This is a genomic window from Paenibacillus sp. FSL K6-2862 (assembly GCF_038005125.1).
GTDB classification, from domain to species: Bacteria; Bacillota; Bacilli; order Paenibacillales; family Paenibacillaceae; genus Paenibacillus; species Paenibacillus illinoisensis_A.
In genome coordinates this window covers 5,038,904-5,065,450 of the sequence record NZ_JBBOSN010000001.1, presented here as the reverse complement: position 1 = coordinate 5,065,450, position 26,547 = coordinate 5,038,904, and the positions used below count along the sequence as shown (strand labels likewise).

23 protein-coding genes are annotated in these 26,547 nt (G+C 50.4%); 19 read left to right on the top strand and 4 right to left on the bottom strand.

Annotation, left to right across the window (positions count from 1 at the left end; translation table 11 throughout):
• Positions 1 to 13: 13 nt before the first annotated feature.
• Both solA and MHB82_RS22840 read right to left on the bottom strand, forming a co-directional pair.
• Entirely contained in the window at positions 14 to 1,171 is a 1,158-nt protein-coding gene (solA, locus tag MHB82_RS22845; protein ID WP_341176683.1) for an N-methyl-L-tryptophan oxidase, read from the bottom strand.
• 219 nt (positions 1,172 to 1,390) lie between these two features.
• Positions 1,391 to 1,753 carry an iron-sulfur cluster biosynthesis family protein gene (locus MHB82_RS22840; RefSeq protein WP_095289646.1) on the bottom strand — a complete coding sequence of 121 codons (363 nt, stop codon included), beginning with the start codon at positions 1,751 to 1,753 and terminating at the stop codon, positions 1,391 to 1,393.
• Positions 1,754 to 1,908: 155 nt separating this feature from the next.
• On the opposite strand from MHB82_RS22840, the gene MHB82_RS22835 reads away from it, so the two are divergent.
• From MHB82_RS22835 to MHB82_RS22750, 18 genes are all read left to right on the top strand, one after another.
• Positions 1,909 to 2,796, top strand: coding sequence for a metallophosphoesterase family protein (locus MHB82_RS22835; protein ID WP_341175915.1), 888 nt, complete (start codon positions 1,909 to 1,911; stop codon positions 2,794 to 2,796).
• Between the two features lie 84 nt (positions 2,797 to 2,880).
• Positions 2,881 to 3,909: a LacI family DNA-binding transcriptional regulator gene (locus MHB82_RS22830; RefSeq protein WP_095359667.1), complete on the top strand. Its 1,029-nt coding sequence runs from the start codon at positions 2,881 to 2,883 to the stop codon at positions 3,907 to 3,909.
• A 181-nt stretch (positions 3,910 to 4,090) separates the two neighbouring features.
• Positions 4,091 to 5,362 (top strand): ABC transporter substrate-binding protein, encoded by a 1,272-nt coding sequence (locus MHB82_RS22825; protein ID WP_095359666.1) that lies wholly within the window; start codon positions 4,091 to 4,093, stop codon positions 5,360 to 5,362.
• 83 nt (positions 5,363 to 5,445) lie between these two features.
• A complete protein-coding gene (locus MHB82_RS22820; protein WP_095289650.1) occupies positions 5,446 to 6,333 on the top strand; it encodes a carbohydrate ABC transporter permease in 888 nt (295 codons plus the stop codon).
• Positions 6,326 to 7,171 carry a carbohydrate ABC transporter permease gene (locus MHB82_RS22815; protein ID WP_095289651.1) on the top strand — a complete coding sequence of 282 codons (846 nt, stop codon included), beginning with the start codon at positions 6,326 to 6,328 and terminating at the stop codon, positions 7,169 to 7,171. The genes MHB82_RS22820 and MHB82_RS22815 overlap by 8 nt, the downstream gene beginning before the upstream one ends.
• Before the next feature lie 82 nt (positions 7,172 to 7,253).
• Positions 7,254 to 8,750: a glycoside hydrolase family 30 protein gene (locus MHB82_RS22810; RefSeq protein ID WP_341175914.1), complete on the top strand. Its 1,497-nt coding sequence runs from the start codon at positions 7,254 to 7,256 to the stop codon at positions 8,748 to 8,750.
• An 87-nt stretch (positions 8,751 to 8,837) separates the two neighbouring features.
• Positions 8,838 to 11,843, top strand: a complete 3,006-nt coding sequence (locus MHB82_RS22805; RefSeq protein ID WP_341175913.1) for a beta-galactosidase — start codon at positions 8,838 to 8,840, stop codon at positions 11,841 to 11,843.
• A gap of 192 nt (positions 11,844 to 12,035) precedes the next feature.
• On the top strand, positions 12,036 to 12,593 hold the full coding sequence (locus MHB82_RS22800) for a GNAT family N-acetyltransferase (protein WP_341175912.1): 558 nt from the start codon (positions 12,036 to 12,038) through the stop codon (positions 12,591 to 12,593).
• A 214-nt stretch (positions 12,594 to 12,807) separates the two neighbouring features.
• A complete protein-coding gene (locus MHB82_RS22795) occupies positions 12,808 to 13,644 on the top strand; it encodes an alpha/beta hydrolase (protein ID WP_110821867.1) in 837 nt (278 codons plus the stop codon).
• Positions 13,645 to 13,761: 117 nt separating this feature from the next.
• A complete protein-coding gene (locus MHB82_RS22790) occupies positions 13,762 to 15,405 on the top strand; it encodes an AraC family transcriptional regulator (RefSeq protein WP_110821868.1) in 1,644 nt (547 codons plus the stop codon).
• A 118-nt stretch (positions 15,406 to 15,523) separates the two neighbouring features.
• On the top strand, positions 15,524 to 16,525 hold the full coding sequence (locus MHB82_RS22785; protein WP_341175911.1) for an ABC transporter substrate-binding protein: 1,002 nt from the start codon (positions 15,524 to 15,526) through the stop codon (positions 16,523 to 16,525).
• Between the two features lie 23 nt (positions 16,526 to 16,548).
• Positions 16,549 to 17,556 (top strand): FecCD family ABC transporter permease, encoded by a 1,008-nt coding sequence (locus MHB82_RS22780; protein ID WP_341175910.1) that lies wholly within the window; start codon positions 16,549 to 16,551, stop codon positions 17,554 to 17,556.
• Complete coding sequence (locus tag MHB82_RS22775) at positions 17,549 to 18,571, top strand: FecCD family ABC transporter permease (protein WP_341175909.1); 1,023 nt, start codon at positions 17,549 to 17,551, stop codon at positions 18,569 to 18,571. The genes MHB82_RS22780 and MHB82_RS22775 overlap by 8 nt, the downstream gene beginning before the upstream one ends.
• A 36-nt stretch (positions 18,572 to 18,607) precedes the next feature.
• Positions 18,608 to 19,339 (top strand): alpha/beta hydrolase, encoded by a 732-nt coding sequence (locus MHB82_RS22770; protein WP_110821872.1) that lies wholly within the window; start codon positions 18,608 to 18,610, stop codon positions 19,337 to 19,339.
• 102 nt (positions 19,340 to 19,441) lie between these two features.
• Positions 19,442 to 20,197 (top strand): exodeoxyribonuclease III, encoded by a 756-nt coding sequence (locus MHB82_RS22765; RefSeq protein ID WP_095359655.1) that lies wholly within the window; start codon positions 19,442 to 19,444, stop codon positions 20,195 to 20,197.
• Positions 20,198 to 20,497: 300 nt separating this feature from the next.
• Positions 20,498 to 21,481 (top strand): alpha/beta fold hydrolase, encoded by a 984-nt coding sequence (locus tag MHB82_RS22760; protein WP_341175908.1) that lies wholly within the window; start codon positions 20,498 to 20,500, stop codon positions 21,479 to 21,481.
• Positions 21,482 to 21,525: 44 nt separating this feature from the next.
• A complete protein-coding gene (locus MHB82_RS22755) occupies positions 21,526 to 21,705 on the top strand; it encodes a hypothetical protein (RefSeq protein ID WP_341175907.1) in 180 nt (59 codons plus the stop codon).
• Between the two features lie 167 nt (positions 21,706 to 21,872).
• Positions 21,873 to 22,850, top strand: coding sequence for a diaminopimelate dehydrogenase (locus MHB82_RS22750; RefSeq protein WP_341175906.1), 978 nt, complete (start codon positions 21,873 to 21,875; stop codon positions 22,848 to 22,850).
• Between the two features lie 108 nt (positions 22,851 to 22,958).
• Here MHB82_RS22750 and MHB82_RS22745 read toward each other — a convergent pair whose 3' ends face one another.
• Complete coding sequence (locus tag MHB82_RS22745; protein ID WP_341176682.1) at positions 22,959 to 23,783, bottom strand: pentapeptide repeat-containing protein; 825 nt, start codon at positions 23,781 to 23,783, stop codon at positions 22,959 to 22,961.
• A gap of 351 nt (positions 23,784 to 24,134) precedes the next feature.
• Between MHB82_RS22745 and MHB82_RS22740 the strand changes: the two genes are divergently transcribed.
• Positions 24,135 to 24,674, top strand: a complete 540-nt coding sequence (locus MHB82_RS22740) for an NADPH-dependent FMN reductase (RefSeq protein ID WP_095359839.1) — start codon at positions 24,135 to 24,137, stop codon at positions 24,672 to 24,674.
• A 231-nt stretch (positions 24,675 to 24,905) separates the two neighbouring features.
• On the opposite strand, the gene gdhA is transcribed toward MHB82_RS22740, so the two are convergent.
• On the bottom strand, positions 24,906 to 26,282 hold the full coding sequence (gdhA, locus tag MHB82_RS22735; protein WP_095289665.1) for an NADP-specific glutamate dehydrogenase: 1,377 nt from the start codon (positions 26,280 to 26,282) through the stop codon (positions 24,906 to 24,908).
• Between the last annotated feature and the right edge of the window lie 265 nt (positions 26,283 to 26,547).

Here is a 26,547-nt window from a genome sequence, read left to right as displayed (position 1 = left end):
ACGTCTTTTGAATTTATAGTGATGATGAAATGCCAGTCTTGGCGAATCGGGACAGGGCAAACCTTCCAATATCCTGATCCGTATGCCCTGTCTGGACCAAATCGGACAGGATCTGGCCAATCGCGCTCGCAAATTTGAAGCCATGACCCGAGAATCCGCCTGCCAGCCAAACATGCTCATGCAGCGGGTGACGATCAATAATAAAATCCTCGTCCGGCGTCATTTCGTATTTGCATACACTGCCACGTTTTAATTGACCTGCCGCCTGTGGCATTCGAAGCTCAAGCAGCCTCCGCAGTTCACCCTCGTCTGTCTCTTCTGCTCCGAACGGTGTCTGTTGCTCTCCTGGCGTCCATGTAGGTCCTGTATCATGACGGCCAATCTTCACTCCGGCCCCGCCGATGCTGGGGAATCCGTAATAGATCCCTTCCCGTTCGGATATCGTGAAACCAGGGAAATGTTCTTCGCCGAACAATGCCTCCGGTGCATCGAACCATCCTACCGTTTTGCGAACGGCCCGGATCGGGAGATCCACAAACGGTTTCAATGTCTGAAACCAGGCACCTGTGCTGAGTATGAGCTTACTTGCGTGATACGTATCTCCACCAGCGGTTTTAACGGATACGGACTGAGGTCCGCACTCGACATGTTCCACAGGAGTATGCGTCAGCAGCGTGGCTCCCGCTTGTTCTGCGGCTTGCCGATACGTCTGAATGCAGCGTTCACTGAACAGATAACCAGCATCCGGTTCGTACATGCCTTCATAATGCTCAGGTATGGTAATCCCTGACCAGCGCTTCATCACTTCATTTGCACGCAGCATCTCATACCGGACTCCGGCATCATCTGCATGAGTCAACCGGTCGCGAAACGTATGAAATTCTGGATCAAACAGGTTGATGACTCCTGAACGAACAAATAGATTATTACCCGTTATATCCTCCAGCTCCTGCCATAAATTCTGGGCAAGAAGCGCCATCGCGATGTAATCAGGTCCCCCGCTGTAAACATGGCGAATCAATCGCGACTCTCCATGATGGCTCCCTTCGGTATGTGGGGGATCAAAAGCATCAATCATCAGGGTTTTTAGCCCGCTACGTGCCAGATAATAACCTGCACTCATCCCCATGGAGCCTGCTCCAACGATAATGACGTCATAGAATGGTGTGATAAGAGCTCCTCCTCTCGCGGATTGATTAGGCTTGATTAGCTTACATGATAATGTAGACTTCAAACCCAATTTGGTCAAGAGGCAGCTTAGAGGAGGAAGGTATTACGATAACTGAAAATTCGATAAAAACATAATTATTCCATGTCTTCCATAACAAAAGCCGGTCGCTCCAATGGGAGTGCCGGCTTTTGCATATGTGTTTAAGCGTAGTAAAATAAATCAGCGGACGAACCAACTGAGCGGCTCGGGTGAAGAGTTGGCCGTATCCCGAAGATCATGGACCTTGACATGGCTGCCATAGATCATCGAATCACTGGTCAGCCGGTACGAAGGGAAGCTGTTCTCCGATTGCAGACGCAAGTTGGACTCGAAATATATCTGCTGCTGTTTGTTGATGAGAAAAGGGAGCGCACCGGATTCAATCGGAATGTCATCACTATCCGGTTCGTTAACGATCAGGAGGACCGCAGTGCCATCGCATCCGCATCCATCGGTGTCATAAAACAGCTTTAAATAGCCTGGCCGATCTCCCAGCATCGCGTTAAGTCTTGATTCTGCCAGCGGGCTGACCTGAATGATCATAACGTAAGTTCACACTCCTCTAATCACCATATGAATTCGCTTACAATCTAATATATGGGCGAGTGATGTAAAATAGAAGGAGTATCCATGCCAAAATCAAGGAAAAATGAAGACTAATTTGCTCCATGTTTCGTCAGCGAAGGAGGCGAATTTGCATGAAAATCTTGAACCTGAACGACCAGCCGATCGAACCGTATGATTACCTGAATACCATCCCCGGGGGAGAGGTCGCAGAGGTGCAGCTGCCCATATATCATGGTACGGTTTCCGGGATGCCAGAGGGTATAGATGCACTTATTGTGGCTTCGGATCTGCAGGGCATTGTGCCTGTGCCCCGGATGGAAACGCACACGATGACAGCCGATGCAGCGGCTGGATCTGACATGGATGTATTGCTCGGTGTAATGCTGCCCGCCCATGTTCGGCTGCTGCTGGAAGTGGAATGGCCGGAGGTTGATCCGGATCGTGTGGGAGTGTTACTGTGCGGAGACCTGTATGCCCGGCGCGGCAAAAGGGGAGCCAGCGGTAATCCGGTTCCCGTCTGGCTTGCCTTCCGGGAAGCCTTCGGCTGGGTTGCCGGTGTGGACGGCAACCATGATCTCACCGATGAAGCAGGCGCTCATCGGCTGCACAGCGGCGAGGGCATCCACTACATGGATGTCCCAGCCGTCATTGACGCAGGCTCGCCAGCGGATGGCCCTGCGCAGCATGCTGCCGCCCAGTCACAGCTGCTGCGCATCGCTGGCCTGGGCGGCATTATCGGCAGGCCGGACAAGCCGAACCGGCTGCCGGAGAAGCAGTACCTGCAATCCGTGAACAAGCTGCTGAAGCAGCAGCCGGATTGCTTACTGCTGCACCAGAGCCCGGGTATTCCCGAGCTTGGGCTCAAGGGCGAACCGCTGATCCGGCAGGCCTTGGAGGCCGGGCCGGAGACGGTTGTCTTTTGCGGACATACCCACTGGGATACGTCCCTTGTGCAGCTGGACAACGGCACGCAGGTCGTGAATGCCGACAGCAAGCTGTTTATTTTGACACGAGGTTGATGCATCAGAGTGAAACCCATTACATCACCCATCCTTATCTGGTATGATAAGCAGGAAAATTAGAGACAAAGGAAGGTTCCACTTATGACACCGATCACCATTTATGACATCGCGAAAGAAGCGAACGTATCTGTTGCGACCGTCTCCCGGGTGCTCAACGATACGGCACCCGTGCGGGCAAGCACGAGGGAGAAGATCATGTCGATTATCGAGAAGCACCAGTTCCAGCCCAATGCGCAGGCACGAAGCCTGATCAAGAAAGAGACGGGCACGATTGCCATCATCCTTCCCGACATTACCAATCCGTTCTTCCCGGAAGTATTCTGGGGCGCCGAGAATGAGGCACGTGGCTTGGGCTACACGTTCTTTCTGTGCAATACGGCGGGGGATTACAACCGGGAGTCCGAGTATCTGTCCATTTTGCGCGAAAAGCGGGTGGACGGCATTATTTTCCTCGGTGGAAGAATCAACATGCAGCATTGTCCGGACGACATGGCTCAGGAATTGATCGACATGGGCAAACGCATGCCGATTGTATTGGTCAATGGCAATATTCCAAAAGGTGGTTTCCACCGGGTTTACACGGATGAAGGGGCAGGAGCTGTACTCGCTGCGGAACATTTGCTGGAACTGGGACATCGGGACATCGCTTTTGTAGGCGGATTAAGAGAACTGTCCACAACGATGGTCAAGGTCAAGGCCGTACAGAAAAAACTGCGGGAGCATGGACTCGAAATTCCGAAAGAACGCCAGCTGCTCGGCAGTTTCTCCATCGATGACGGCAAACGGGAAATGTCCAAGCTGCTGGAGCAGGACAATCCACCGACAGGAGTCATCTGTGTGAATGATTACACTGCGATTGGTGCGATCAAGGCAACGATTGAACATGGCCTGTCGATTCCGCAGGATATTTCCATCGTGGGATTCGATGATACGCCGCTGGCCAGTGCGGTTATTCCGGAACTGACGACCGTGTCACAGAATACGTATCAGCTTGGCAAGCTGGCAGTGGATAAGCTGCACGAGCTGATTAATCAGGGACAAGCGAAGAAGCAAACTGTGCTGCAACCGGAGCTGATTATCCGTCAGAGTACGGGTCCTGCCAAGCGATAAAGGGACGGACATCTGGAAAAGAAAGCGTTGACATTCCCTCGAAAGGTGAAATATAATGAGTCCGTAAATGAAACCCCTTTCATGAAGTGGAACGGGTTTTAGTTTTAAGCTTTATGAAACCCATTTCATGAAACGGGTTTCAGTGTGGTCATCCATTCATTATTTCGAGGGGGCGTACCGTATGAGAAGAAGTTTAAAGGTCATTTCGTTATTGATGTTGGTTATGGTTGTGGTTCTGACAGCTTGCAGCAGCGGAGACGGCGGCGATTCAGCCGGCGGGGCCGGAGGCAAGGTTGATCTGAGCATGACCATCTGGGGCTCGGAGGATGAGAAGAAGATTTACCAGGAGAGACTCGACATTGTAAAACAGACATATCCCGATATTAACGTGAAGCTCAACGTGGTTGCCGGGGATTATGACCAGAAGGTACAGACCATGATCGCCGGGGGAACTGCGCCCGACATCATGATGATTGCCGAGAACTATCAGGCGTACGCCTCCAAAAATCAGATCATTCCGCTGGATGAGATGATCCAGGCGAACAATGTCAACATGTCAGAGCGTTACTCCGATGACATCGCGAACCTCATGAAATACGATGGCAAGCAGTTCGGCATGCCGGACCGCGCAGGCGCGATGGTACTCTTTTATAACAAGGATCTGTTCGATAAGGCTGGGGTGGAATACCCAACCAAGGACTGGACCCAGGAAGACCTGCTTGAAGCAGCCAAGAAGCTGACGGTGCAGGAGAACGGCAAGACGGTTCAATGGGGGTACTACCCGGGAAGCTGGTGGCCTCAGTGGATGCAGCTGATTTACCAGAACGGCGGAGCGCTGTTCGACGAGAGCGGCAAGCCAACCTTCAACACGGAACCGGTGCGCAATGCACTGCAATTCATGAACGACCTGATCTTTACGCACGGTGCAGGACCGACGCCGACGGAGATCGCCGACATGGGCAATATCGGTGCGGACCCGCTGTTCGCTCAGGGCAAAATCGCGATGGAGACAACCGGCTTCTGGAACATCGGTTCACTGGCCAAGGTGGAAGGTATCAACTGGGATATCTCTCCGGTATGGGGGGAGACGAACGCGTTCTTCAACGGCTTCACCATCACGAATGCATCGAAGCACAAAGAGGAGGCGTTCAAGATCATTGAAGCACTGACGACGCCTGAGGCACAGATGCCGATGATCAAGGCAGGGCAGGATGCGCCCGCTACGAAGGCGGGACTGTCCAGCGATGAATTCCTGAATGCTGAATATGGCGGCAAGAAGATCAACATGGCTGCGTTCAGCGAATCCACCATTTATGCAGAACCATTCAACCCGCAATGGAACGAAATGATGAAACTGATTAATGACAAGCTTGGCGTCTACTTCAACAACAAGGCTTCACTGGATGATACGGTAACCGAAATTCAGAGTGGGCTGGAACGACTCTACAAATAGCATGGACAGGGGGACAGATGGAGCGCTGCACATGAACTTGTGCGTATCTCCATCTGCTCTCTACGTCATGGGGAGGGCTTAACGTGAGAAAAAAAGACGGGAAATGGTTTTATCTCTTCATCTCGCCTTGGCTGATCGGTTTCCTGGGGCTTACCCTGGGTCCGATCCTGTTTTCCATCTATATGAGCTTCACCAACTGGGATCTGTTCCAGACCCCGGAATTTATCGGTATCGACAACTACAAAACGCTGCTCACCGATGATCCGCTGTTCTGGAAGTCCGTGGGTAATACGTTCTTCTATGCTTTGATATCCATTCCGCTCGGCATGTCTATTTCTCTCTGGATCGCTTATTATCTGAACAAAAAAATCAAGGGCATTACCTTTTTTCGCATATTGTTCTATCTGCCGTCGGTCGTACCGGTCGTAGCAAGCTCACTGCTCTTCATTCATTTGCTGGCACCAACCGAAGGGTTGATTAACAAGGCTCTGTCCATCTTCGGCATTCCGGGTCCTGCCTGGCTGCTCGATCCGAACTGGGTCAAACCTGCATTGATTCTCATGTCCCTCTGGGGCGTTGGGGGTGGCGTGGTACTGCTGCTGGCGGGTATGAAAGGCATTCCCCAGGAGCTGTACGAGGCTGCTGCCATTGACGGAGCGAAGAGCACACAGTCCTTCTTCCATATTACCTTTCCGATGCTCACGCCCGTCATCTTCTTTAATCTGGTTACCGGGATGATCGGAGCGCTGCAGACATTCGCACAGGTGTTCATTGTTACAGCGGGCGGCCCTGACAATGCGAGCCAGATGGTCGTTCCCTACCTGTTTCAGAATGCATTCCAGTTCTACAAAATGGGCTACGCCTCAGCCATAGCCTGGGTGCTGTTCATTATCATCATGGCACTCACCCTGGTTGTGTTCCGTTCATCGGCACTATGGGTGCACTACGAGGAGGGAAAAGCGAATGAGTAATCCATCCACAGCGGAGAAAACGATATCCTACATTTTTCTGATCCTGGTCGGGGTGCTGCTTGCTTCGCCCTTCCTGTACATGATCTCGATTGCGCTGGCGAGTGACGCAACCACGGTGAAGTCGGCCTTTACATTCGTGCCGCTGGAGTTTCAATGGTCGAACTTCTACACAATTTTCACCAACAACAACCTGGGCACCTATTTGAAAAATTCAATCATCATTACCGTATTCACCATCGTGGGTTCGGTCCTGTCAGCTTCCATCGTTTCTTATGGCTTCGCCCGTATCAAGGCCAAAGGCAGCCGGTTTCTGTTTATCGTTCTGCTGAGCACCATGATGATTCCGGGGGAGGTCACGATGGTACCGCAGTTCATCATCTTCCGTCATCTGGACTGGATCAATACATTTTATCCGCTCATCGTACCGAGCTTCTTCGCAGGGGCGTTCAACGTATTCCTGATCCGTCAGTTCGTGATGAGCATTCCGAAGTCGCTGGATGAAGCAGCGATGATCGACGGCATGGGACATCCGGGCATCTACTGGAAAATCATCATGCCGCTGACGTATCCCATCCTGGCGGCCATCGCCATTTTCTCGTTTTCCTATAACTGGGGGAACTTCATGGGGCCGCTCATCTATATTAATGATCCGGAGAAAATGCCGCTCGCGCTTGGCGTTCAGCTCCTGACAACCGTTGGCGGCGGGCAGATGCCTCCTTGGAATCTGGTCATGATTGCTTCCTTGTTCCTGACCATTCCGATGGTACTGGTCTATCTGTTCGGACAGCGTTATGTCTATGAAGCCAACATTAGCGGAGGCAGCAGCGGAATCAAGTAACGGGAGGGATGTACATTGATTGAACCTGTCGTGAAAATCAGTGGATGTCATGTTCGTGCATGGAGAAGGAGCTTGGTGAACCATGGCGGATAACAAAAGACGCAGCAGCCGCAAAAAGAGCTATAGCCTGATCGGTATGGCCCTGATTGTGCTTCTGGCGGGAGGAGGAATCATCATGAACCATTTTGCCAATGAAAAATCCAAGATGCTTGCTTTTGAGGGTGAGCCGGTACGTCTGCAGCTGGAACAGTCCTATGACCATTTTGAAGGATGGGGCACGTCGCTTGCATGGTGGGCCAACGATCTGGGGGGATGGAAGGATCAGGCGAAGGTCGATGAAGTCATGGACCTGGTCTTTGATGCGGACAAAGGCCTGGGACTGAACATCGTCCGTTACAATATCGGCGGAGAAGAAAACCCGGAAATGAAGGCGCTCCGCCCTGGCGGTGATGTTCCCGGCTTCCAGCCTGAACCCGGCGTGTGGGACTGGGAGGCGGATGCAGGTCAGCGGCGGGTATTGCAGGGCTCCCTGGAACGCGGAGTTAACATTGCTGAAGCGTTCTCCAACTCACCACCGTATTGGATGACGATCAGCGGATCGGTAACGGGTGCCGTAGACGGCGGCAATAATCTGCGTGAGGACCAGTATGACGCCTTTGCCGATTATTTGACCGAAGTGGTGAAGCATTACCGGGATGAGTGGGGCATTACGTTCCGGACGTTGGATCCCCTTAATGAACCTTCCTCGGACTGGTGGAAAAAAGGCAATATGCAGGAAGGCAGTCACTTCAGCAACGACAAGCAGGCCGAGATCATCAATAAGGTGGCTGCATCACTGAAGAGCAAGGGATTGGATGGTACGGTCATCAGTGCTGCGGACGACAACAGCATTGATGAGACCGTGCACAACTTCAGCATGTATGATCAGGATACGCTGGATGTGATTGCGCTGATCAACACCCATTCTTATAATGGAAGCAAAATGGAGGAACTTCGCACACTGGCCGAGCGGCACGGCAAGAAATTGTGGATGTCCGAGTATGGCACGGGAGGCAGTGAGCCTCATCATCACGAAGATATGACATCGGTACAGGAACTGGCGGAGCGGATCATGTTTGATCTGAAAATCATGCAGCCTTCTGCCTGGGTCTACTGGCAGGCGGTTGAAGATGAAGGTGCGAATAATAACTGGGGATTCATCCATGCCAATTTTAACGGGGATGAGCAGTTTGAGATGACCAAACAGTATTACGGCATGGCCCAGTTCACCAAGTACATTCGTCCGGGTACGCAGATTATACCGACTGATGATGGACGTACGCTGGCCGCCTATGACGCAGAGCGTCAGAGATTGGTGCTGGTTATCCGCAATGAACTGTCTGCCGGGAAAAAGGCGTTTGATTTACAGTCTTTTGATATTGGGAATTCATCTACGGCACAGGTGTACCAGACCTCACCGGATCGGAATATGGATCAGCTTGAGGACATTCCGGTGTATGCCAATGGAGTGGAAGTGCCTGTGGCGGACAATTCCGTGACCACCGTCGTTCTGGAAGGTGTAACGTTGAAGGCGGAATAGTAGATCGAACAGACGCAGACCCATTCGGTGGATTAGGAATAGACGAATGACATATGAACTCAAACATTTAAGAAGGAGGGGAACGCATTGACAGAGAAACGATCCCTTTTGCTTCATGAGCAGGAGAAGATTACAGAACCTGGGGCTGACAACCGTGTTACTTCGGAATGGAGTTATGACCGGCATAGCTTCATGTGGAATGGACAACGCGTATTTTTGAACAGTGCAACGATTCATTACTTCCGGATGCCGAGGGCAGAGTGGCGTGAGGTATTAGTTAAGGCCAAACTGGCCGGCATGAACTGTATCGATACGTACTTTGCCTGGAACGTACATGAACCCGAGGAAGGACAATGGAATTTCGAAGGAGATCGTGACTGTGGAGCTTTCCTGGATCTGTGTGCCGAACTGGGTATGTGGGTCATTGCACGTCCAGGCCCGTTCATCTGTGCAGAATGGGATTTTGGCGGATTTCCGTACTGGCTGGAAACGAAGCCAAACGTGAAATTCCGTGAAAACAACGAAACCTATCTGCACTATGTGGACCTGTACTTCGACCGGATTATACCGGTCATCCGTGAGCGCCAGGTATCCACTGGAGGCAGTGTCATTCTTGTCCAGGTGGAGAACGAATACGGGTATCTGATGGATGACGCCGCAGCAAGCGACCATATGATCCGCCTCCGGGATGGATTGCTGCGGCGGGGTATCGAAGTTCCGCTCATTACCTGTGTAGGGGGTGCAGAGGGGACCATCGAAGGGGCCAACTTCTGGTCAGGTGCTGACGGGCATTATGCGAAGCTGCGTGAGAAACAGCCGGATACGCCGAAGATGGTTACCGAGTTCTGGACCGGATGGTTCGAGAATTGGGGCGGACCCTCAGCCATTCAAAAAACGGCGCCATTACTGGAAAAGCGGCTGATGGAAGTTCTCCGTGCCGGGTACACCGGGATCAGCCATTATATGTTCTATGGAGGGACCAACTTTGGCGGATATGGCGGAAGAACCGTGGGCAGCAGCGATATATTCATGGTCACTTCGTATGACTACGATGCACCGCTGAATGAATACGGGCGTGTGACGCCGAAATACGCAGTAACGAAGAAGTGGTCCTATTTCGTAAATGCGTTCGGAACGTTCTTCATGGAATCCGAAGAGGTTCCGGAAGCGGAGATTAGCCCGCGCCATCCAAAGGGGACCTCCATACGAGGCCGGCGTTCTGGCGACCAGACGGTCTGGTATCTGGAGAGTCACCTGGATGAACGGCAGACGTTGCCCATTACGCTGGAAGAAGGACGGACCCTTCCTGTTGCTTTGGACCCTGGGCAGATCGTTCCGGTTTTTGACCGGATTCGGATTGCGGATGATGTTTTCCTGACTGGTGGTGTGTGGATTACAGGCAACGAAATGGTGAATGGTGAACGAACGTTGTTCATTGTGGGAGATACGGGACAGCGTTCGGTTGTGGAACTGGAAGCTCCGTCCCTGCGAGTGATAAGCAGCAGCATGCAGCTGCTCCTGGATCACGATCCGGAAAGTGATGTCCGGCGCCTGGATTTGTTCCATTTCCGTGAACCAGGGACGATTCGTCTGGAGGCTGGCGGTGTCCCGCTCCGTATCATTGTACTGGACAGTGAAGCGATGGACAGAACCTGGAGAATCGAAGACGCGGATCCGGAACAACTGCGTTATGTGATCGGGTTGGATGATGTTAACATTCTGCCATCCGGGCAGGTCAAGGGCATGATCTCCGATCCGGACCGGTCCATGATGCTGCTCGGTGGCTGGCCCTGTGGTGAACAGATGTTGACTGGACGCGAGTTCATCCAACCGGATGTCGCAGTGGAGTCCGGTCGTGCGGAGGATACGAAGAATTACCATGAGACGAAGGGCAATCACCATCATCAGCTGCCAGTGCTGCCGATGCCTCCAAGGTTGTCTGAATCCCCAGACGTATCACGTATAAAGTTGGAAGCAGCGGCGCAATCACCAAGCGGTCAGCCGGAACACTTCGCTGAGTACAGGCAGGATTACGGATATCTGCTCTATGAATGCGACTTCCATAGTGAGGAAGGAGGTACGCGCAATCTCATTCTGCCGAATCTTCAGGATACGGCCAGAGTGTACGTAGGTGGCGTGGAACAGGCGCTGGTAAGACAGGTTGGTGCGGCAGCTATCCCGGTGAGGACTGTGAAAGGAACGAACAGGCTCCAGATCCTGATCCAGCACATGGGAAGGCTCAATTTCTCCCCACATCTGGGAGAGAGCAAAGGATTGGCAGGCCCTGTATATCTTGGCGGCACCGTACAGGATATCCGGCGGGACTGGCAGGCAGCAAGTGGAATTGTTCATCTGGATGAAGTGAATCATCTGGATGAAGTGAATCATCTGGAGGAACATCCACTTCTCAGCCGGAGTATCATGCTGGATGGCATGGACCGTGCTATTCTCGTTGGAGCGGTAAGCAAAGGGCTGCGAATCAATGGCATTGATGTACCGCTCGAAGGATATCAGGACTGGTTTTCATTCCATACGGTGGATCTGTCACTCTATTTGAAACCAGGTGAAGTCAACACACTGGAGATGCCTTACAGCAGCAGCCCTCTGAACCGATTAGAGCTTATTCTGTACCGAAATGCAGATGAGCTGACAGATTGGCGCATGGCTGGCAACGAAGCACTGCTTCCTAAGCAGTGGGAAACGCTCGGTACATTCAATGGATCGGCTGATCCGATGGAAACCAATGATGACGTTCAGTATAGTGGCAATCGTATGGCCAGTCCGCTGATTGATCGTTCCTATGGCCAGCCGGTGTGGTACCGTTGGAAGTTCTCGCGGTCTGATGTACCGGAACATTACCAAGTGAATCTGATGGTTCGGCTGACTGGAATGAGCAAGGGAACACTCCATCTGAACGGACATCATCTGGGCCGATATTGGCAGATTGGTCCGCAGGAAGATTACAAGGTTCCTGTTTCCTGGCTCCAGGACGAGAATGAACTGCTCGTATTTGACGAGGAAGGTTGTGCACCTGATCGAATACGACTTCTATTTGATAAGCCGTCCCAATACCCATGGGTTGTAATCGAATAACCATCAAGTGTGAATAGGCACGGTTAAACGTGTGCAGTAGGACTCCTTTTTGAACAGTACGGTGATTGTTTTTTTATCATCTGCTGTGCAATAAAGGGGTCTTTTTTTTCATGATTTTGGTACAATGGATAGGAAACATATGGATATGGATAAATAGAGTTTGATGACAGTTTGGCTTAAAGGAGACGATCCATGAATACCCCGTTTGTGTTTGACGAATTCCCTGTGCTTAAGACCGACCGCTTCAACCTGCGAGCCGCAGCTGAACAGGATGCTTTGGATGTTTTGGCGTTGTATTCCAATGAGACGGTTGTGGAATTCATGCCGTTTACGCCTTTTGAGAGTGTGAACGATGCGATGGATGAGATCGGTTGGTATACGAAGATTTTCAGAGAGCAGTCCGGTCTGCGCTGGATGATTGAAGATGTGGAATCGGGTAAGGTGGTGGGGACCTGCGGGTTCCTCAATAGAGAAGAAGTACATAACCGTGCAGAGATCGGATACGATTTGCATCCCGAGTATTGGGGGAAGGGCGTCATGACTGAGGTAGCACGTGCCGTACTGCATTTTGGCTTCATGAACATGCAGCTGAACAAGATTGAAGCGAGAGTGGAACCGAAGAATGAGGCCTCGATCGGGCTGCTGCACAAGCTTGGTTTTCAACAGGAAGGTCTGCTGCGGCAGCATGAGTTTGAAAAGGGACGGTACATCGATCTTGCGGTGTTCTCCAAGTTAAAGAGTGAGGTATAGGAAACACGAACCTGCAAGGATTCACATAGGCTAAAGGCCGCGCCTCCTCGCGGCCGAACGAAGACCGGACCATGTTCCGGTCTTTTTTCGTTTTTTGGAAACCCTGCATGAACGGTGCATTATCCATATCAGACGGGGAGATCGTCCATGGAAGGATGGAAGGGCCTTGGATATAATCAAAAGTTACTGCATTAACAACAAGGAGGAATTGTCCATGAAACAGGTCATGAATCAAGATGGCATGGGTCCGGGATTGATCTTGCCGGGGACATCTGTATATAAGTTACGTGCTGAACGGAGTGGACGCGAGTATGTAATTAACGTTTTTGTTCCGGAGATCGCTCCCCCTTCCAGTGGATATCCCGTGATCTATCTGCTTGATGCCAATGCCGTGTTCGGTACTATGGTTGAGGCGATACGTGTTCAATCCGTGCGTTCAGATAAAACGGGAGTGATTCCGGCAGTGATTGTCGGGATTGGTTACGAGGCTAAGCAGCCCTTTCCACCAGAGAGATACTACGATTTCATGATGCCAGTTCCGGAAGCGGACTTGCCTCGAAGACCGGATGGCGCAAGCTGGCCTGAACATGGAGGGGCAGAAGCGTTCATGCATTTTATTGAAGAACAGTTGAAGCCGGAGGTGGAGGAGAAGTATTCCATCGATCGCAGCAGGCAATCCATCGTAGGTCACTCCCTCGGCGGGTTATTGGTATTACAGATGCTGCTGGGCAATCCCGGAACGTTTCGCCATTACATCGCAGGCAGTCCGTCCATCCACTGGAATTCTGCTTGGATTGCGCAGCAGAGAGCGTCATGGGTCTCGCGCGCGGAGAATTGCGGGAAGGAGATGCATGTTTTAATCACAGCAGGGGAGCAGGAAGGAAGCCACCCGAGCGGCGTAGTGGGCCGTTCCAGGGAGCTCGCACATTGGCTGGGCCAGACCAGACTTGAGGGCTTCAGTGCCGAGTTTACATGTTTTGAAGATGAAGGTCATATTTCGGTACTGCCGATATTAATGAGCAGGGCAATCAGGTTTGCCTCCAGAGGATAGTGGATCATTTCTTTTTCTAATGTGTCGATCCTGAGAAGGTCGTGCGACATCCTGCGTAAATTTGATATACTAGAACGAGTAAATGAGAATGATTATCAAATGGAGGCAGGAAAATAGATGATTTCCCAAAACTTTCACAAGGATCGCCTGGTGGGTTCCGAACATCCGCTCGATCGTCTGACTTTGAAAATACGAGATATTGAGAAAATCAAATCCACAACAGGTTGGGTGCTGCCCCAGCAGCATACATCCTCTTATATATTGGTCATGGTTACAGGTGGTGAAGCTCTATTAACCCTGGATCACCGTTCTGTGAACATAAGGGCACAAGGCGTATATTCATGTGTGCCTGAATCGACGTTTGGCTTGGCATCTTTTGGAGAAGAAGGCGCAGAAGTAACGCTGGTCCGCTTCGATCTGTATGAGGAAGACCAAGAAGACACAAGTTCACTGCGTCTCATTAAAGACACACCTTTGTTTCGATCTGGTAGGGAACTGGCTGTCGCTTCCACCCTGCAGCTTGCTTTCCGTTGTGAAGAAATGAATACCTTCTGGCACAGCGGCAAGCCGATGGGCCGTTACCATGCTTATCTGGAATTCCTGCAGTTCCTGGTTCACGTTACAGAGGCTCACACACCACTCAAGGAAGACTCGCAAATGTTGATTCAGCGTACCAAAGAATACATTGATGAACATTCCAATGAGAATCTGACGGTGGAACTTCTCGCAGGCATGGCTGGACTCAGCCCGAAATATTATGTGGACTTGTTCAAACGAAGATATGGAATGAGTACCACTGACTACATATCAGGACTCCGGATCAACCGGGCGAAGCAATTCATGGCCAGCACGGATCTGCGTCTGCGTGACATCGCCCATCAGGTCGGGTATCAGGATGAGTTTTACTTTAGTCGCAAATTCAAAAAAATCGTAGGCGTATCCCCTTCGGTATATATGAACAGCCGCCGCCGTAAAATTGCAGCCTATCATATTGGGGTCACGGGACATTTGCTGGCGCTGAACATGACTCCGTATGCTGCCCCGCTACACCCCAAATGGACGGCCTATTACTATCGCATATTCGGAAAGGACATCCCGGTGCATCTTAGTGCCTATCGTCTGGACGTGGAATGGGAATCCAAAATTCAGGCTCTGCAGGAGCATCAACCCGAATTGATTATCAGTTATGACCATTTGCGGCCTGAAGAGAGGAAGCGGCTAGAAGAGATTGCGCCTGTGCAGTATATTGCAGCTTCGGAGCATTCTTGGCGCGTACAGCTGCAGATGCTGGCCGCACAGGTGGGGGGGAAGCAGGATGCCGAAGCCTGGCTGGCAAGCTATGACCTCAAGGTCCAGAAGGCTAAGGTGCTGGTGCAGCAGGAACTCGGTAATGACACAGCTGTAGTTGTACGTCTGCTGAAACAGCAGTTCACCCGGTACAGCTCGCCTTCCATGGCGGAGGTTTTCTATGGTGATTTGGGCGTTAGACCCGCCTATTCGAGTCCACAGGGCGCGGTATACAACGAACCCATTAGCCTGGAACAATTAAGCGCCATGAAGGTGGATTGCATTTTCCTGATGGTGTGTCAGGAGAGTGAAACATTATCCGTATGGGAGGATGTGCAGAAAACATCTCTATGGCAAAACATCAAGGCGGTGCAGAATAACCGTCTGTATATCATTACGGCCGACCCTTGGCTTGAAAATTCCCCTGTATCCAATGAACGAATGGTGGATGACATGATGAATCTGCTTCGGTAAATAATCCATAGGGATTCAGGACAGAGTCCATGGTCCTGTTTGTCATTCTTGTTTATCATTCAATAATGATTATTATTCTCAATTAGAGGATGGAACTATTGAAGGGGGATCACTAGAGATGAAGAAAAAACTGGGGTTGCTGCTGGCAATGATCTGTATGCTGACTGTTCTGGCGGCATGCGGTAATCAGGAAGATACAGCAGGAGGAACGGAAAATTCAGCGCAGGCCGAAAGTACGGCAGCGAGTAGTGAAACGGACACGAGCCAAGGAGCAGAAGGCACACGAACCATTCAGTATCTGGATCAGGAATACACGGTTCCAACGGATGTTCAACGAATTGTAATCACCGGTTCGATGGAAGCCATGGAAGATGCACTGGTACTGGATGTACACCCTGTAGGTGCAATTACCTTTGGCGGGGAGTTCCCGGAGATGTATACCTCGATTACTGATCAAGCAGAGTCCATTGGACAGAAGATTGAGCCAAACTTCGAAACCATATTGTCATTGAAACCGGATATTATTCTGGGCACCACCAAATTCAAGCCTGAAGTGGCTGAGCAGCTCGGCAAAATCGCCCCGTTTATTCAGGTATCTCACATTTCCACGAACTGGGAGGCGAATCTCAATCTGCTCGCTGAGTTGACAGGCAAGCAGGATCTGGCCAAACAGGAGATTGAACAATACAGAGCAGCCCTGACAACGGCTCAGGCAGAGCTCGGTGACACACTTGAGAACAAAAAGGTTGTGGCGGTCCGTATTCGTAATGGACAGATGTATGTATATCCCGAGTCGGTCTTCGTGAACCCGATTCTGTACAATGACCTTGGATTCCAGGTCCCTGCCGAGATTCAGGCAGCCAAAGCACAGGAAGCGATCTCCGTGGAGAAATTTGCCGAGATGAATCCGGATGTGGTGTTTATTCAATTCGAAGCAACAGAGAATGCAGACACGCCGAATGCGCTTGAAGATCTGAAGAATAATCCGATTCTGCAGAAGACGACAGCCCTGCAAAATAATCAGGCGTTTGTTAACGTAATTGATCCGCTTGCCGAAGGAGGCCCGGCGTGGAGCCGAATTCATTTCCTGGAGGCCGCTGTGGAGCAGCTAACCAAATAATTAGAGCAAGGCGTGTATAATCCATGCAAAAAAGAAGATTGAATCCGGCGGTGCTGTTCGCAGCAGCACCCCTGATTATTGCAGCCACCATTCTGGCATCCATTCTGTATGGAGCCAAAAATATTGATGTTTCCACGGTCTTTGCAAGTATCTTTGAATTTGACACGAACAGCATCGATCATCAGATCATTGTGTCTTCACGGCTTCCTCGCGTGATTGGTGCGCTGCTGATCGGCGCTTTTTTGGCCGTATCCGGGGCTCTCATGCAGGGGATGACAAGAAACTATCTTGCCTCCCCTTCCATTATGGGAGTATCCGACGGGTCGGTCGTTATAATCACGCTATGCATGGTATTTATGCCGAATACGTCTTCCCTTGGGCTTATTTTTTATTCCCTGGCAGGATCTGCTCTGGGAGCAGGGCTCGTATTTTTCATTGCCTGGCTCCTGCCCGGCGGAATGTCCCCGGTGCGGCTTGCTATCCTGGGCACGATTATTGGCACGTTTCTGGGTGGTGTGTCGCAGGCAGTAGCAACCTACTATCAGGTCTCCCAGACCATCAGCTTCTGGTACAACGCCAGACTGCATCAGATGGATCCAACCATGATCAAGCTGATTATTCCCTTTGCCGTGGTGGGATTGGCACTGGCGCTGGTCCTTTCGAAGTCCGTTACCATTCTGTCCATGGGAGATGACGTTGCGACAAGCCTGGGACAACGGACCGCATGGGTCAAGGCGTTATCCATTTTGAGTGTTGTTATTTTAACGGGAATATCCGTGGCTCTGGCGGGGAAGATCGCATTTGTCGGTTTGTTAATACCGCACATCACTCGTTTTTTCTTCGGTGTGGATTATCGCTGGGTCGTTCCTTGTTCCGCCATTCTGGGCGGCATATTCCTTGCGTGGTGCGACATTCTGAGCCGCTTCATTAATTCACCATTTGAAACACCAATTGGGGTTGTCACCGCATTGTTTGGCGTACCATTTTTCCTCTATCTGATCAAGACCAAAGGAGGGGGAAAACATGCCTGAACGGAAGCGGGGAAGACTATGGACCGTTATATTCGTATGTGCGGCTATTATCGCAACGGCAGTGTACATCAGTCTGACGAACGGTACGTTCGATATCTCGGTCATGGAGGTAGTCAAAACCTTATTGAGGCTGGCCCCCGTGCATGAACATGATCTGGTTATTTTTGATTTCAGGCTGCCGCGGATCGTCATTGCTCTGCTGCTTGGGCTGGGACTTGGCATTGCAGGGGCGGTTATTCAGGGGATTGCCCGCAACCCGCTGGCTGATCCAGGCATGCTTGGAATCAACGCAGGTGCGGGAACGGCCATGGTGCTGTTTATGCTGCTGTTCCAGGGTTCCATATCGGGGACCGGCTGGTTGTCCATTATGGCCATGCCGCTGTTTGGGCTGATCGGAGGCTTAGTGGCGGTAACTCTTATTCTGTGGTTTGCCCAGGAGCGGGGACAGCTGGATTCACAGCGGCTGATACTGGTCGGAATTGCGATCGGTTCGGGCTTTAGTGCAATCACGCTCTATCTTTCCTTGAAGATGAACCCTGGGGACTTTGAGATGGCCACCGTCTGGTTGACGGGCAGCATCTATAATGCCAACTGGCGCTTCATTACGGCCATGATTCCCTGGCTGGTGCTGCTTATTCCACTGCTTTGGCTGAAATCCCGTGTACTTGACGTGATGCAGCTGCAGGAGGCCAGCAGCCAGGGGCTCGGCGTGGATGTGCATCGGGAGAGAAAAGTGCTGCTGCTCGGCAGTGTGGGACTGGTCAGCGCCTGTGTTGCCGTATCCGGAAGTATCGGATTTGTTGGACTCATAGCTCCTCACATTGCCAGACGACTGGTAGGTCTTCATTATAAGCGGGTCATTCCGATATCCGGACTGGTGGGTATGGCCATGGTCGTCGTGGGTGATCTGATTGGCAAAACCGTATTTGCCCCGGCAGAGCTGCCTGTAGGCATTGTAATCTCCATTATCGGAGTACCGTATTTTATATTTTTGCTGCTCAAAAACCGGATGTGATTGGCCGGACTCGCATTGGAAGAGAGGAATCCTAGCATGAATAAATGGATACAAGAGACAGTGGGCGGCTGGACGCTTCATATTCTTCTTCCACCCTCCTACGCCGATGGAGGTCGTTATCCTGTCGTATATGTTCAGGATGGGGGAGCAGTAGCCAAGGCCGGCAGCAATCTTCTGGATCATTATTATCGAACGGGAAGGCTGCCAGAAGTGATTTTGGTTGGCATTGAGCCTCATAATCGGAACGATGATTATACGCCTTGGCCATTGCCTGCCCTTACGGCTTCGTTTTCGTCTTTTGGGGGGCAGGGCAGAACCTACCTGGATACGATCATCACGCAGTTGAAACCACACGTGGATTCGAGCTACCGCACATGGGCAGATCGAGCGAATACGGGGATCATGGGTTGTTCCCTCGGGGGATTGATTTCCCTGTATGCAGCCACCGAATTTCCGCACGTATTCGGCAAGGTCGGGGCGTTGTCTGCATCGATGTGGTACGAAGGCTTTTTGGATTACATGACCGGGCAATCCTGGTCTGATCGAAGTGAGCTGAAGCTGTACATGTATGTGGGCAGCCTGGAGGGGTTCTACAAACAAAATATTCAGGCGCATATGCTGGACTATACGCGTGCAGCGGTCAGGGCAATTCTGGCAAAGGGATATCCCGCTGATCGATTGAACTACGTGGAGGAAGAGGGAGGAACACATGACCTGCTGTTCTTTGCCAAACATTTTCCCGAAGCGCTTGAGTGGCTGTTCACCTAGACGGAACTGACTCTGAGCAGCTCTCGTCCCATTTCCAGGCCGATAGCCTTGTCCTTATGAATTCGCCCATGCTATATTGGGGAGATGTGAGGAGATGAGGATATGAAGCTGGTGTCCTGGAATGTGAATGGTTTAAGGGCATGTGTTACCAAAGGATTCATGGATTATTATAAGGAAAGCCAAGCTGATATTTTTTGTGTGCAGGAGACCAAACTGCAGGCAGGGCAGATTGAGATGGACCTCGGGGAAGATGTGTACCAATACTGGAACTATGCCATCAAAAAAGGATATTCCGGTACCGCCGTATTTACCCGGATCAAGCCGTTATCCGTCCGCTACGGGATGGAGGAAGACAGTGAACCGGAAGGCCGGATGATTACACTGGAGTTTGACGGCTTTTACCTGGTGAATGTATATACTCCCAATGCGAAGCGTGATCTGACCCGTCTTCCATATCGACTGGAGTGGGAGGATCGTTTCCTGAAATATATCGTGCAGCTAGAGCAGACCAAGCCGGTCATTGTCTGTGGTGACCTGAATGTGGCTCATCAGGAGATTGACCTCAAGAATCCGAAGCCCAATATGGGCAACTCCGGATTTACGCTGGAAGAGCGGGGGAAAATGACCGAACTGCTGGCGGCGGGATATGTGGATAGCTTCCGGCATTTGTATCCAGATCGCACGGACGTATATAGCTGGTGGTCTTATATGCCGAAGGTACGGGAGCGGAATGTGGGCTGGCGTATTGATTATTTTCTCGTGTCCAATCAATTGGCACCACGGGTTGAAGATGCAAACATCGACTGTCATGTGATGGGCAGTGACCACTGTCCAGTCGGACTGACGTTACAACTATAGCATGCGCAGAAGAGGCTGAACTTCATAATAAGATGAGGACAACCGCAGGTTCCCGATAATTCATCGGGGATTTGCGGTTTTTTGGTGTGAACTGGGCCATTTTTGACCTCTAATAAAATTCTGGACAGTCCCTTCTCAGCCCCCAGGGTAGGGCATGAACTGGACTTTGGTTGGGGGAAGCAACTGGACCCCGGATTGTTCCGGTTACAACGGATCTTGGGTAGGATTAAAGAATACATATAGGAACGTTATGCAAGGCATAGACGAAGATGAGATTAGTGTGTAAGGGGTAGAGAAGCGATGAACAAGGGTTTGCGGAGAGTGGTGAAAGTTTTAGGTGGCCTGATGCTGACGACAGGTCTGCTGTTGCTTACAGGTACGGCTTACGAAGCTTATCAGTCAGCACAGGATATGAAGTCATATACCCCGCCTGGCAGGCTGTATGAGGTAAGTGGACATAATATGCACCTCTACTCGGCGGGAAAGGGATCCGTGACCGTTGTACTCGCATCAGGCTGGGGAACACCCAATCCCTACGTGGATTTCAGTCCGCTGTATGACAAGCTGAAATCCCGTGTGAAAATTGCCGTGTATGACCGATTCGGATATGGATACAGCGACTATACAGAGCAGCCGCGTGACATCGATAATGTTGTAGATGAAGTTCATCAATTGCTGCGCAAATCCGGTCAGCGACCACCGTACATCATGGTGGGTCACTCCCTGGGTTCTCTGGAGACCATTCGATATGCTCAAATGTACCCGGATGAAGTGGCAGGTATCGTTATGATCGATGGGGGCAGTCCTGAATATTACAGCACGGTGGAGATGGATGCGCCAGACTGGTATTTCGATTCAGCAAGGTTTCTGGTGAAAACAGGCATTGCACGTACATTGCTGCATTCGGATCGGATGATGGCAACGCTGGTTATTGACCCGGACCTGGTGGCGGAACCGATGAAAAAGGCCGCTACCAGTTCGACGCTGAAGCATGCATACAACGACAACGTGATGGATGAGCTTCATCGTTCCAAGATGAACGCAGCCCGTGTGTTGGAGAACAAACAGCCATTTTCCTTTCCTCTAACCATTCTTACGGCCGGATCAGATCAATCAAGTGAGGGAGGCCGGGCATGGCAGGCAGATCAAGCTAAGTTTGCCTCATGGTCCGTACAGGGGAGACAGCAGATTGTTCCTCACGCCAAACATTACATTCATAACAGTCAACCGGACGCCGTTGCGGGGGCCATTTTGAACATGGCTGAATCCACAGATCACCAATGAAACATATCATTTCCGAAACAAACAACGAACAGGAGGCAGAATGGATGAGAAAAGTAAGGGTCGTCACCAAATTCGCATCCTTGCTCCTGGCAAGCAGTGTACTCTCTCTCTTGATACTAACCCTATCTTTCTTGTGCTTCACAGCCAGAGTAGATGCAGCATCTGTAGCACATTTTACCGAACAGTCGGATTACATCATTCATGTGTTTCGATTATTTTTCTAGGTCCATGATAGGAATGAATGGCGGATACTTTGCATGAAAGCAGCCTGATGCTGCATTAGTGCAAAGTATTTTTGATTTCGACTGGAAACCTAACAAGTTACATGGTATGTTATATGTTTATACTAGAGTAGTAGACAACTATAGAAGAAGACAGGAGAGGATCGAACATGATTAAAGTTGGTATCGTAGGTTACGGAAATCTGGGTAAAGGTGTAGAGAAAGCTATTGTGCAAAACCCGGACTTGGAACTCGTTGCCGTATTTACACGGCGTAACCCGGAGCAGATGGTTGCAGAAGGTACAGAAGTACGTTTTGAACACATCTCTGCTGCTGAGCAGTACATAGGTAAAATCGATGTCATGATTCTGTGCGGCGGTTCGGCAACGGATCTTCCAGAGCAGACACCTGCCATTGCCAAGTTGTTCAATACAGTGGACAGTTTCGATACACATGCCAAAATTCCTGAATTCTATGCGGAAGTTCATGCAGCGGCAGAGCAAGGCGGTCACGTAAGCGTGATCTCTACAGGCTGGGACCCAGGCTTGTTCTCCATGAATCGCCTGCTTGCACAATCCATCCTGCCAGAAGGTAAAGAGTATACATTCTGGGGCAAAGGAGTCAGTCAAGGTCACTCCGATGCAATTCGTCGTGTTCCAGGGGTTAAGGCTGGTGTTCAGTACACTGTACCTGTTGAAGAAGTGATCAACCGGATTCGTGCAGGAGAGACACCTGAATTGTCCACACGCGAGAAACACCTGCGTCAATGCTATGTCGTGGCTGAAGAAGGTGCGAACCAGGATGAAATTCGTGAAACCATTGTATCCATGTCGAACTATTTTGCAGATTACGATACAACGGTAACGTTCATTACTGAAGAGCAGCTTAAATCGGAACATGAAGGTATGCCGCACGGTGGATTTGTTATTCGTAGTGGTGTTACCGGTACAGGCCAAAAGCAAATTGTGGAATTTGGTCTGAAACTCGATAGCAACCCTGAATTCACCGCTAGTGTACTGGTCGCTTATGCACGGGCTGCACAGCGTTTGAGCTTGGAAGGACATAAAGGTGCCAAAACAGTATTTGATATCCCACTTGGTCACTTGTCCCCGAAATCCGCTGAGGAACTTCGCCGCGATCTTCTGTAATGTTTGAAATATAATGATTCATTCATCGCAATAAATAGAAACAGCCTGTCCTTCATCATGAGGGACGGGCTGTTTGTGTTAGAGCTCTTATATAGCAGCAGGATAATGTTACAACCAGTGCTCAGGCAAGTTGAGATGAGCTGGCAGTTTGGTACGGGAATTGCCTCTGGCTGCATTCAGCTGGGATTGTGTCAGAAAAATGCTCCCGGTCAGATCTGCTCCGCCCAGATCCGCATCACGCAAGTCGGCACCGATCAGATCAGCATGTCTTAAGTCGGCATTGCGCAGGTCACAAGCAATCATTAAGGCGCCCCGAAAGCTTGCTCCCCGGAGGTCCGCTCCTCTCAGATTGGCTCCCAGGAAGTCTCTTCCTTTCAGTTTCTTGCGCTTGGAGTTCCCTTGTTCATGGCTGCTGGATGGCGCATGCGCACGTACCAGTTCACTCCCCTGCACCAGAAGATCGTTCACGATCGCCCGCTGAGAGGGAATATCCAGACGCAGAATCGCGGAAGGCTCCAGACCAGTTAGGCGTTCCGTCTCCTGGTATACGCTGCGGATGGCATCGTGAAGAGAGGAGGTTTCCGGCCGTAAGAGCATTTCGTTCATATAACTGAGCAGTTCATGCAGTTGTCTCATGACAGGCAGGCAGTCGAACATTTCGGCAGCCGATTCCGGATGATCCCGCCAATCCTTGCCTGCATAGGTTACTTGGGACAGCTTCTGACCTGCACCAAAGCAATCATAGACGGTGCAGCCCTTGAAGCCCTTTTGCCGGAGCTGCGTATGGATGCCGCAGCGATTGTCTGAGCGCAGATTGGAACAGGGGGTACCGCTGGCTTTGTCAAAAGCAAAGTCAGATGACTTGCCATAAGGCAAGGCAACGCAGCACAGCCCGAAACATTGCTCACAGTCCGTGTATAAATGAGGGCTCATCGTACTGCCGTGGGATAGATTAGACAATGTGTACACTTCCTTTAATCAATGAAAAAAACTGGATATTCAGTGCTAATATCACTTTACCATTACACTGAAATATGATCAATTCCTATTGGTTTCATATAGGAGGGCAGAATTGCAGAATAAATAGGAATCAACATTGATATGATAATTAGAGGTAAAAAAACATCTACAAACTTTATGTAAGTTACTTGACAAATTTAATCATATAACTTATTATCAATACTAAGCTGAACAATTAAACGGATGCAGGATGGTGTAGATATGGGATTTATGGATAAGTTATTCGGTAAAAGTAACAACAACACACAAGAGGAGGAAACAAAGATGTCGAAATTAAATATTGGGATTATTCTTGGGAGCACACGTGAAGGTCGGTTGAGTCCGCAAGTAGGAGAATGGGTGAAACAGATCGCTGATTCACGCGGTGATGCCAACTATGAAATCGTGGATATTGCCGACTATAAGCTGCCGCTATTGGGCGAAGCTGATGCAACAGAACAGGCTACAGCCTGGAACACCAAGCTGGCGAGCCTCGATGGATTCGTATTTATCGTACAGGAATATAATCACAGCATCTCTGCATCACTGAAAAATGCACTGGATTATGCTCGTGAAGCCTGGAACGATAAAGCTGCAGGAATTGTTAGCTATGGCTCGGTAGGCGGTGCACGTGCGGCAGAACACCTGCGCGGTATTCTCGGAGAACTGTCGGTTGCGGATGTTCGTGTTCACCCGGCGCTTTCTTTATTCACCGATTTTGATAACGGAACCTTCAAACCAGCTGATCTGCACTTGACCAATCTCAACGGAATGTTGGACCAAGTGTTATCCTGGAGCGGTGCGTTGAAAACTGTTCGTTCATAAATCACATGGACTGTAATAGCCGCCATTTTGGCGGCTTTTTTGCGTGAGAGAGGACAGCGAAGGACAGCGACCCGTTGACCGTCTCAACCTGTGGAAGCTTGGCGTGGCTCCCTTCATTCTAAAGATGAAAAAAAGACAGCTCTCCTCAGGGAGAACTGTCCTTCATCAATAAAGTTAAGATTAATTATGATGTACACGCACTTCGAGTGAAACAGTCATATGGCTTAAAACTTAGACTACGCCTTGAGCGAGCATGGCATCGGCTACCTTCAGGAAGCCTGCAATGTTGGCACCTGCCACAAGGTTTCCAGTACAGCCATATTGATCCGCTGCCTCTACACAGCTGCTGTAGATGTTCCGCATGATCTCATGCAGCTTCGCGTCCACTTCTTCAAATGACCAGGACAGGCGCATGCTGTTCTGAGACATTTCAAGAGCGGACACTGCAACCCCACCAGCATTGGCTGCTTTCGCCGGGCCGAACAGAACGCCCTCTTTCAGGAAGAGCTCGATTGCGGCAAGCGTGGAAGGCATATTAGCTCCTTCACCGATGGCTTTGACGCCGCCTTGCACGAGCAGCTCAGCAGACTGTTCATCAATCTCATTTTGCGTTGCGCAAGGCAGCGCGATATCGCACGGGATGGACCAGATGCCTGCACAGCCCTCGGTATACACTGCGTGAGGATGCTCTTTGACGTATTCGCTGATCCGCAGACGATCCACTTCTTTCAATCGTTTTACGGTATCCAGGTTAATTCCTTCTGCATCATATATGTATCCTCCCGAGTCACTGCAAGCCACGACCTTGGCACCAAGCTCCTGAGCCTTTTGGATGGCGTAGATGGAAACATTGCCTGAACCGGAAACAACCACTGTGCTGTCCTGGAAGCTCAAGCCTTTCGATTTCAGCATCTCGTTTACGAAGTACACACAACCGAATCCAGTGGCCTCCTTGCGTGCAAGGCTTCCGCCATACAGCAGACCTTTACCCGTTAATACCGCTGCATCATGCCCGCTGCTAATGCGTTTGTACTGTCCGAACATGTAACCGATTTCCCTCGCGCCTACACCAATATCGCCTGCAGGTACATCTGTATCAGAGCCGATATATTTATACAGCTCTGTCATGAAGCTTTGCGTGAAACGCATCACTTCCAGATCGGATTTTCCTTTGGGATCGAAGTCGGAACCGCCTTTACCGCCGCCGATCGGCAGTCCAGTCAGTGCGTTTTTGAAAATCTGTTCGAAGCCCAGGAACTTCACGATTCCGGAATAAACGGAAGGGTGGAAGCGTAGTCCGCCTTTGTAAGGACCGATGGCACTGTTGAACTGTACGCGGAATCCGCGGTTCACTTGAACCTTGCCTTGGTCATCGACCCAAGGTACGCGGAACGTAATGACACGTTCAGGTTCAACCAGCTGTTCGAGCAAGCTGTTATTCATGTATTTCGGGTGTGCTTCAATCACAGGAATGAGTGAGTCCAGAATCTCTTTTACAGCCTGATGGAATTCATGTTCTTGCGGATTTCTGGCGATAACCGATTCATAGACGGAATGAACATATTCTGCAGCAGTGACTTGAGTTGATTCTTGAGTAATAGTGGACACTTTTTCGATGCACTCCTTTATTGTGTTAAAGTCTTTGGTTGGCTATTTGCATAAATTGCATAAAAGTTTGTAGTTAAATATACAGGAAAGAAAATAAAAATACGAGATGAAAACCCATAAAATGTTTTTTATGACGTTATTAAAATGTTCTATGGATCTATCATACGGTGTAAAGATTGAATTCTAATAATTGGATAATATAGCTAATGCCTAATTTTAAACGGGAAGTTAGCTGAATAGACTGGATTAAAAAATTAGTTTTGGT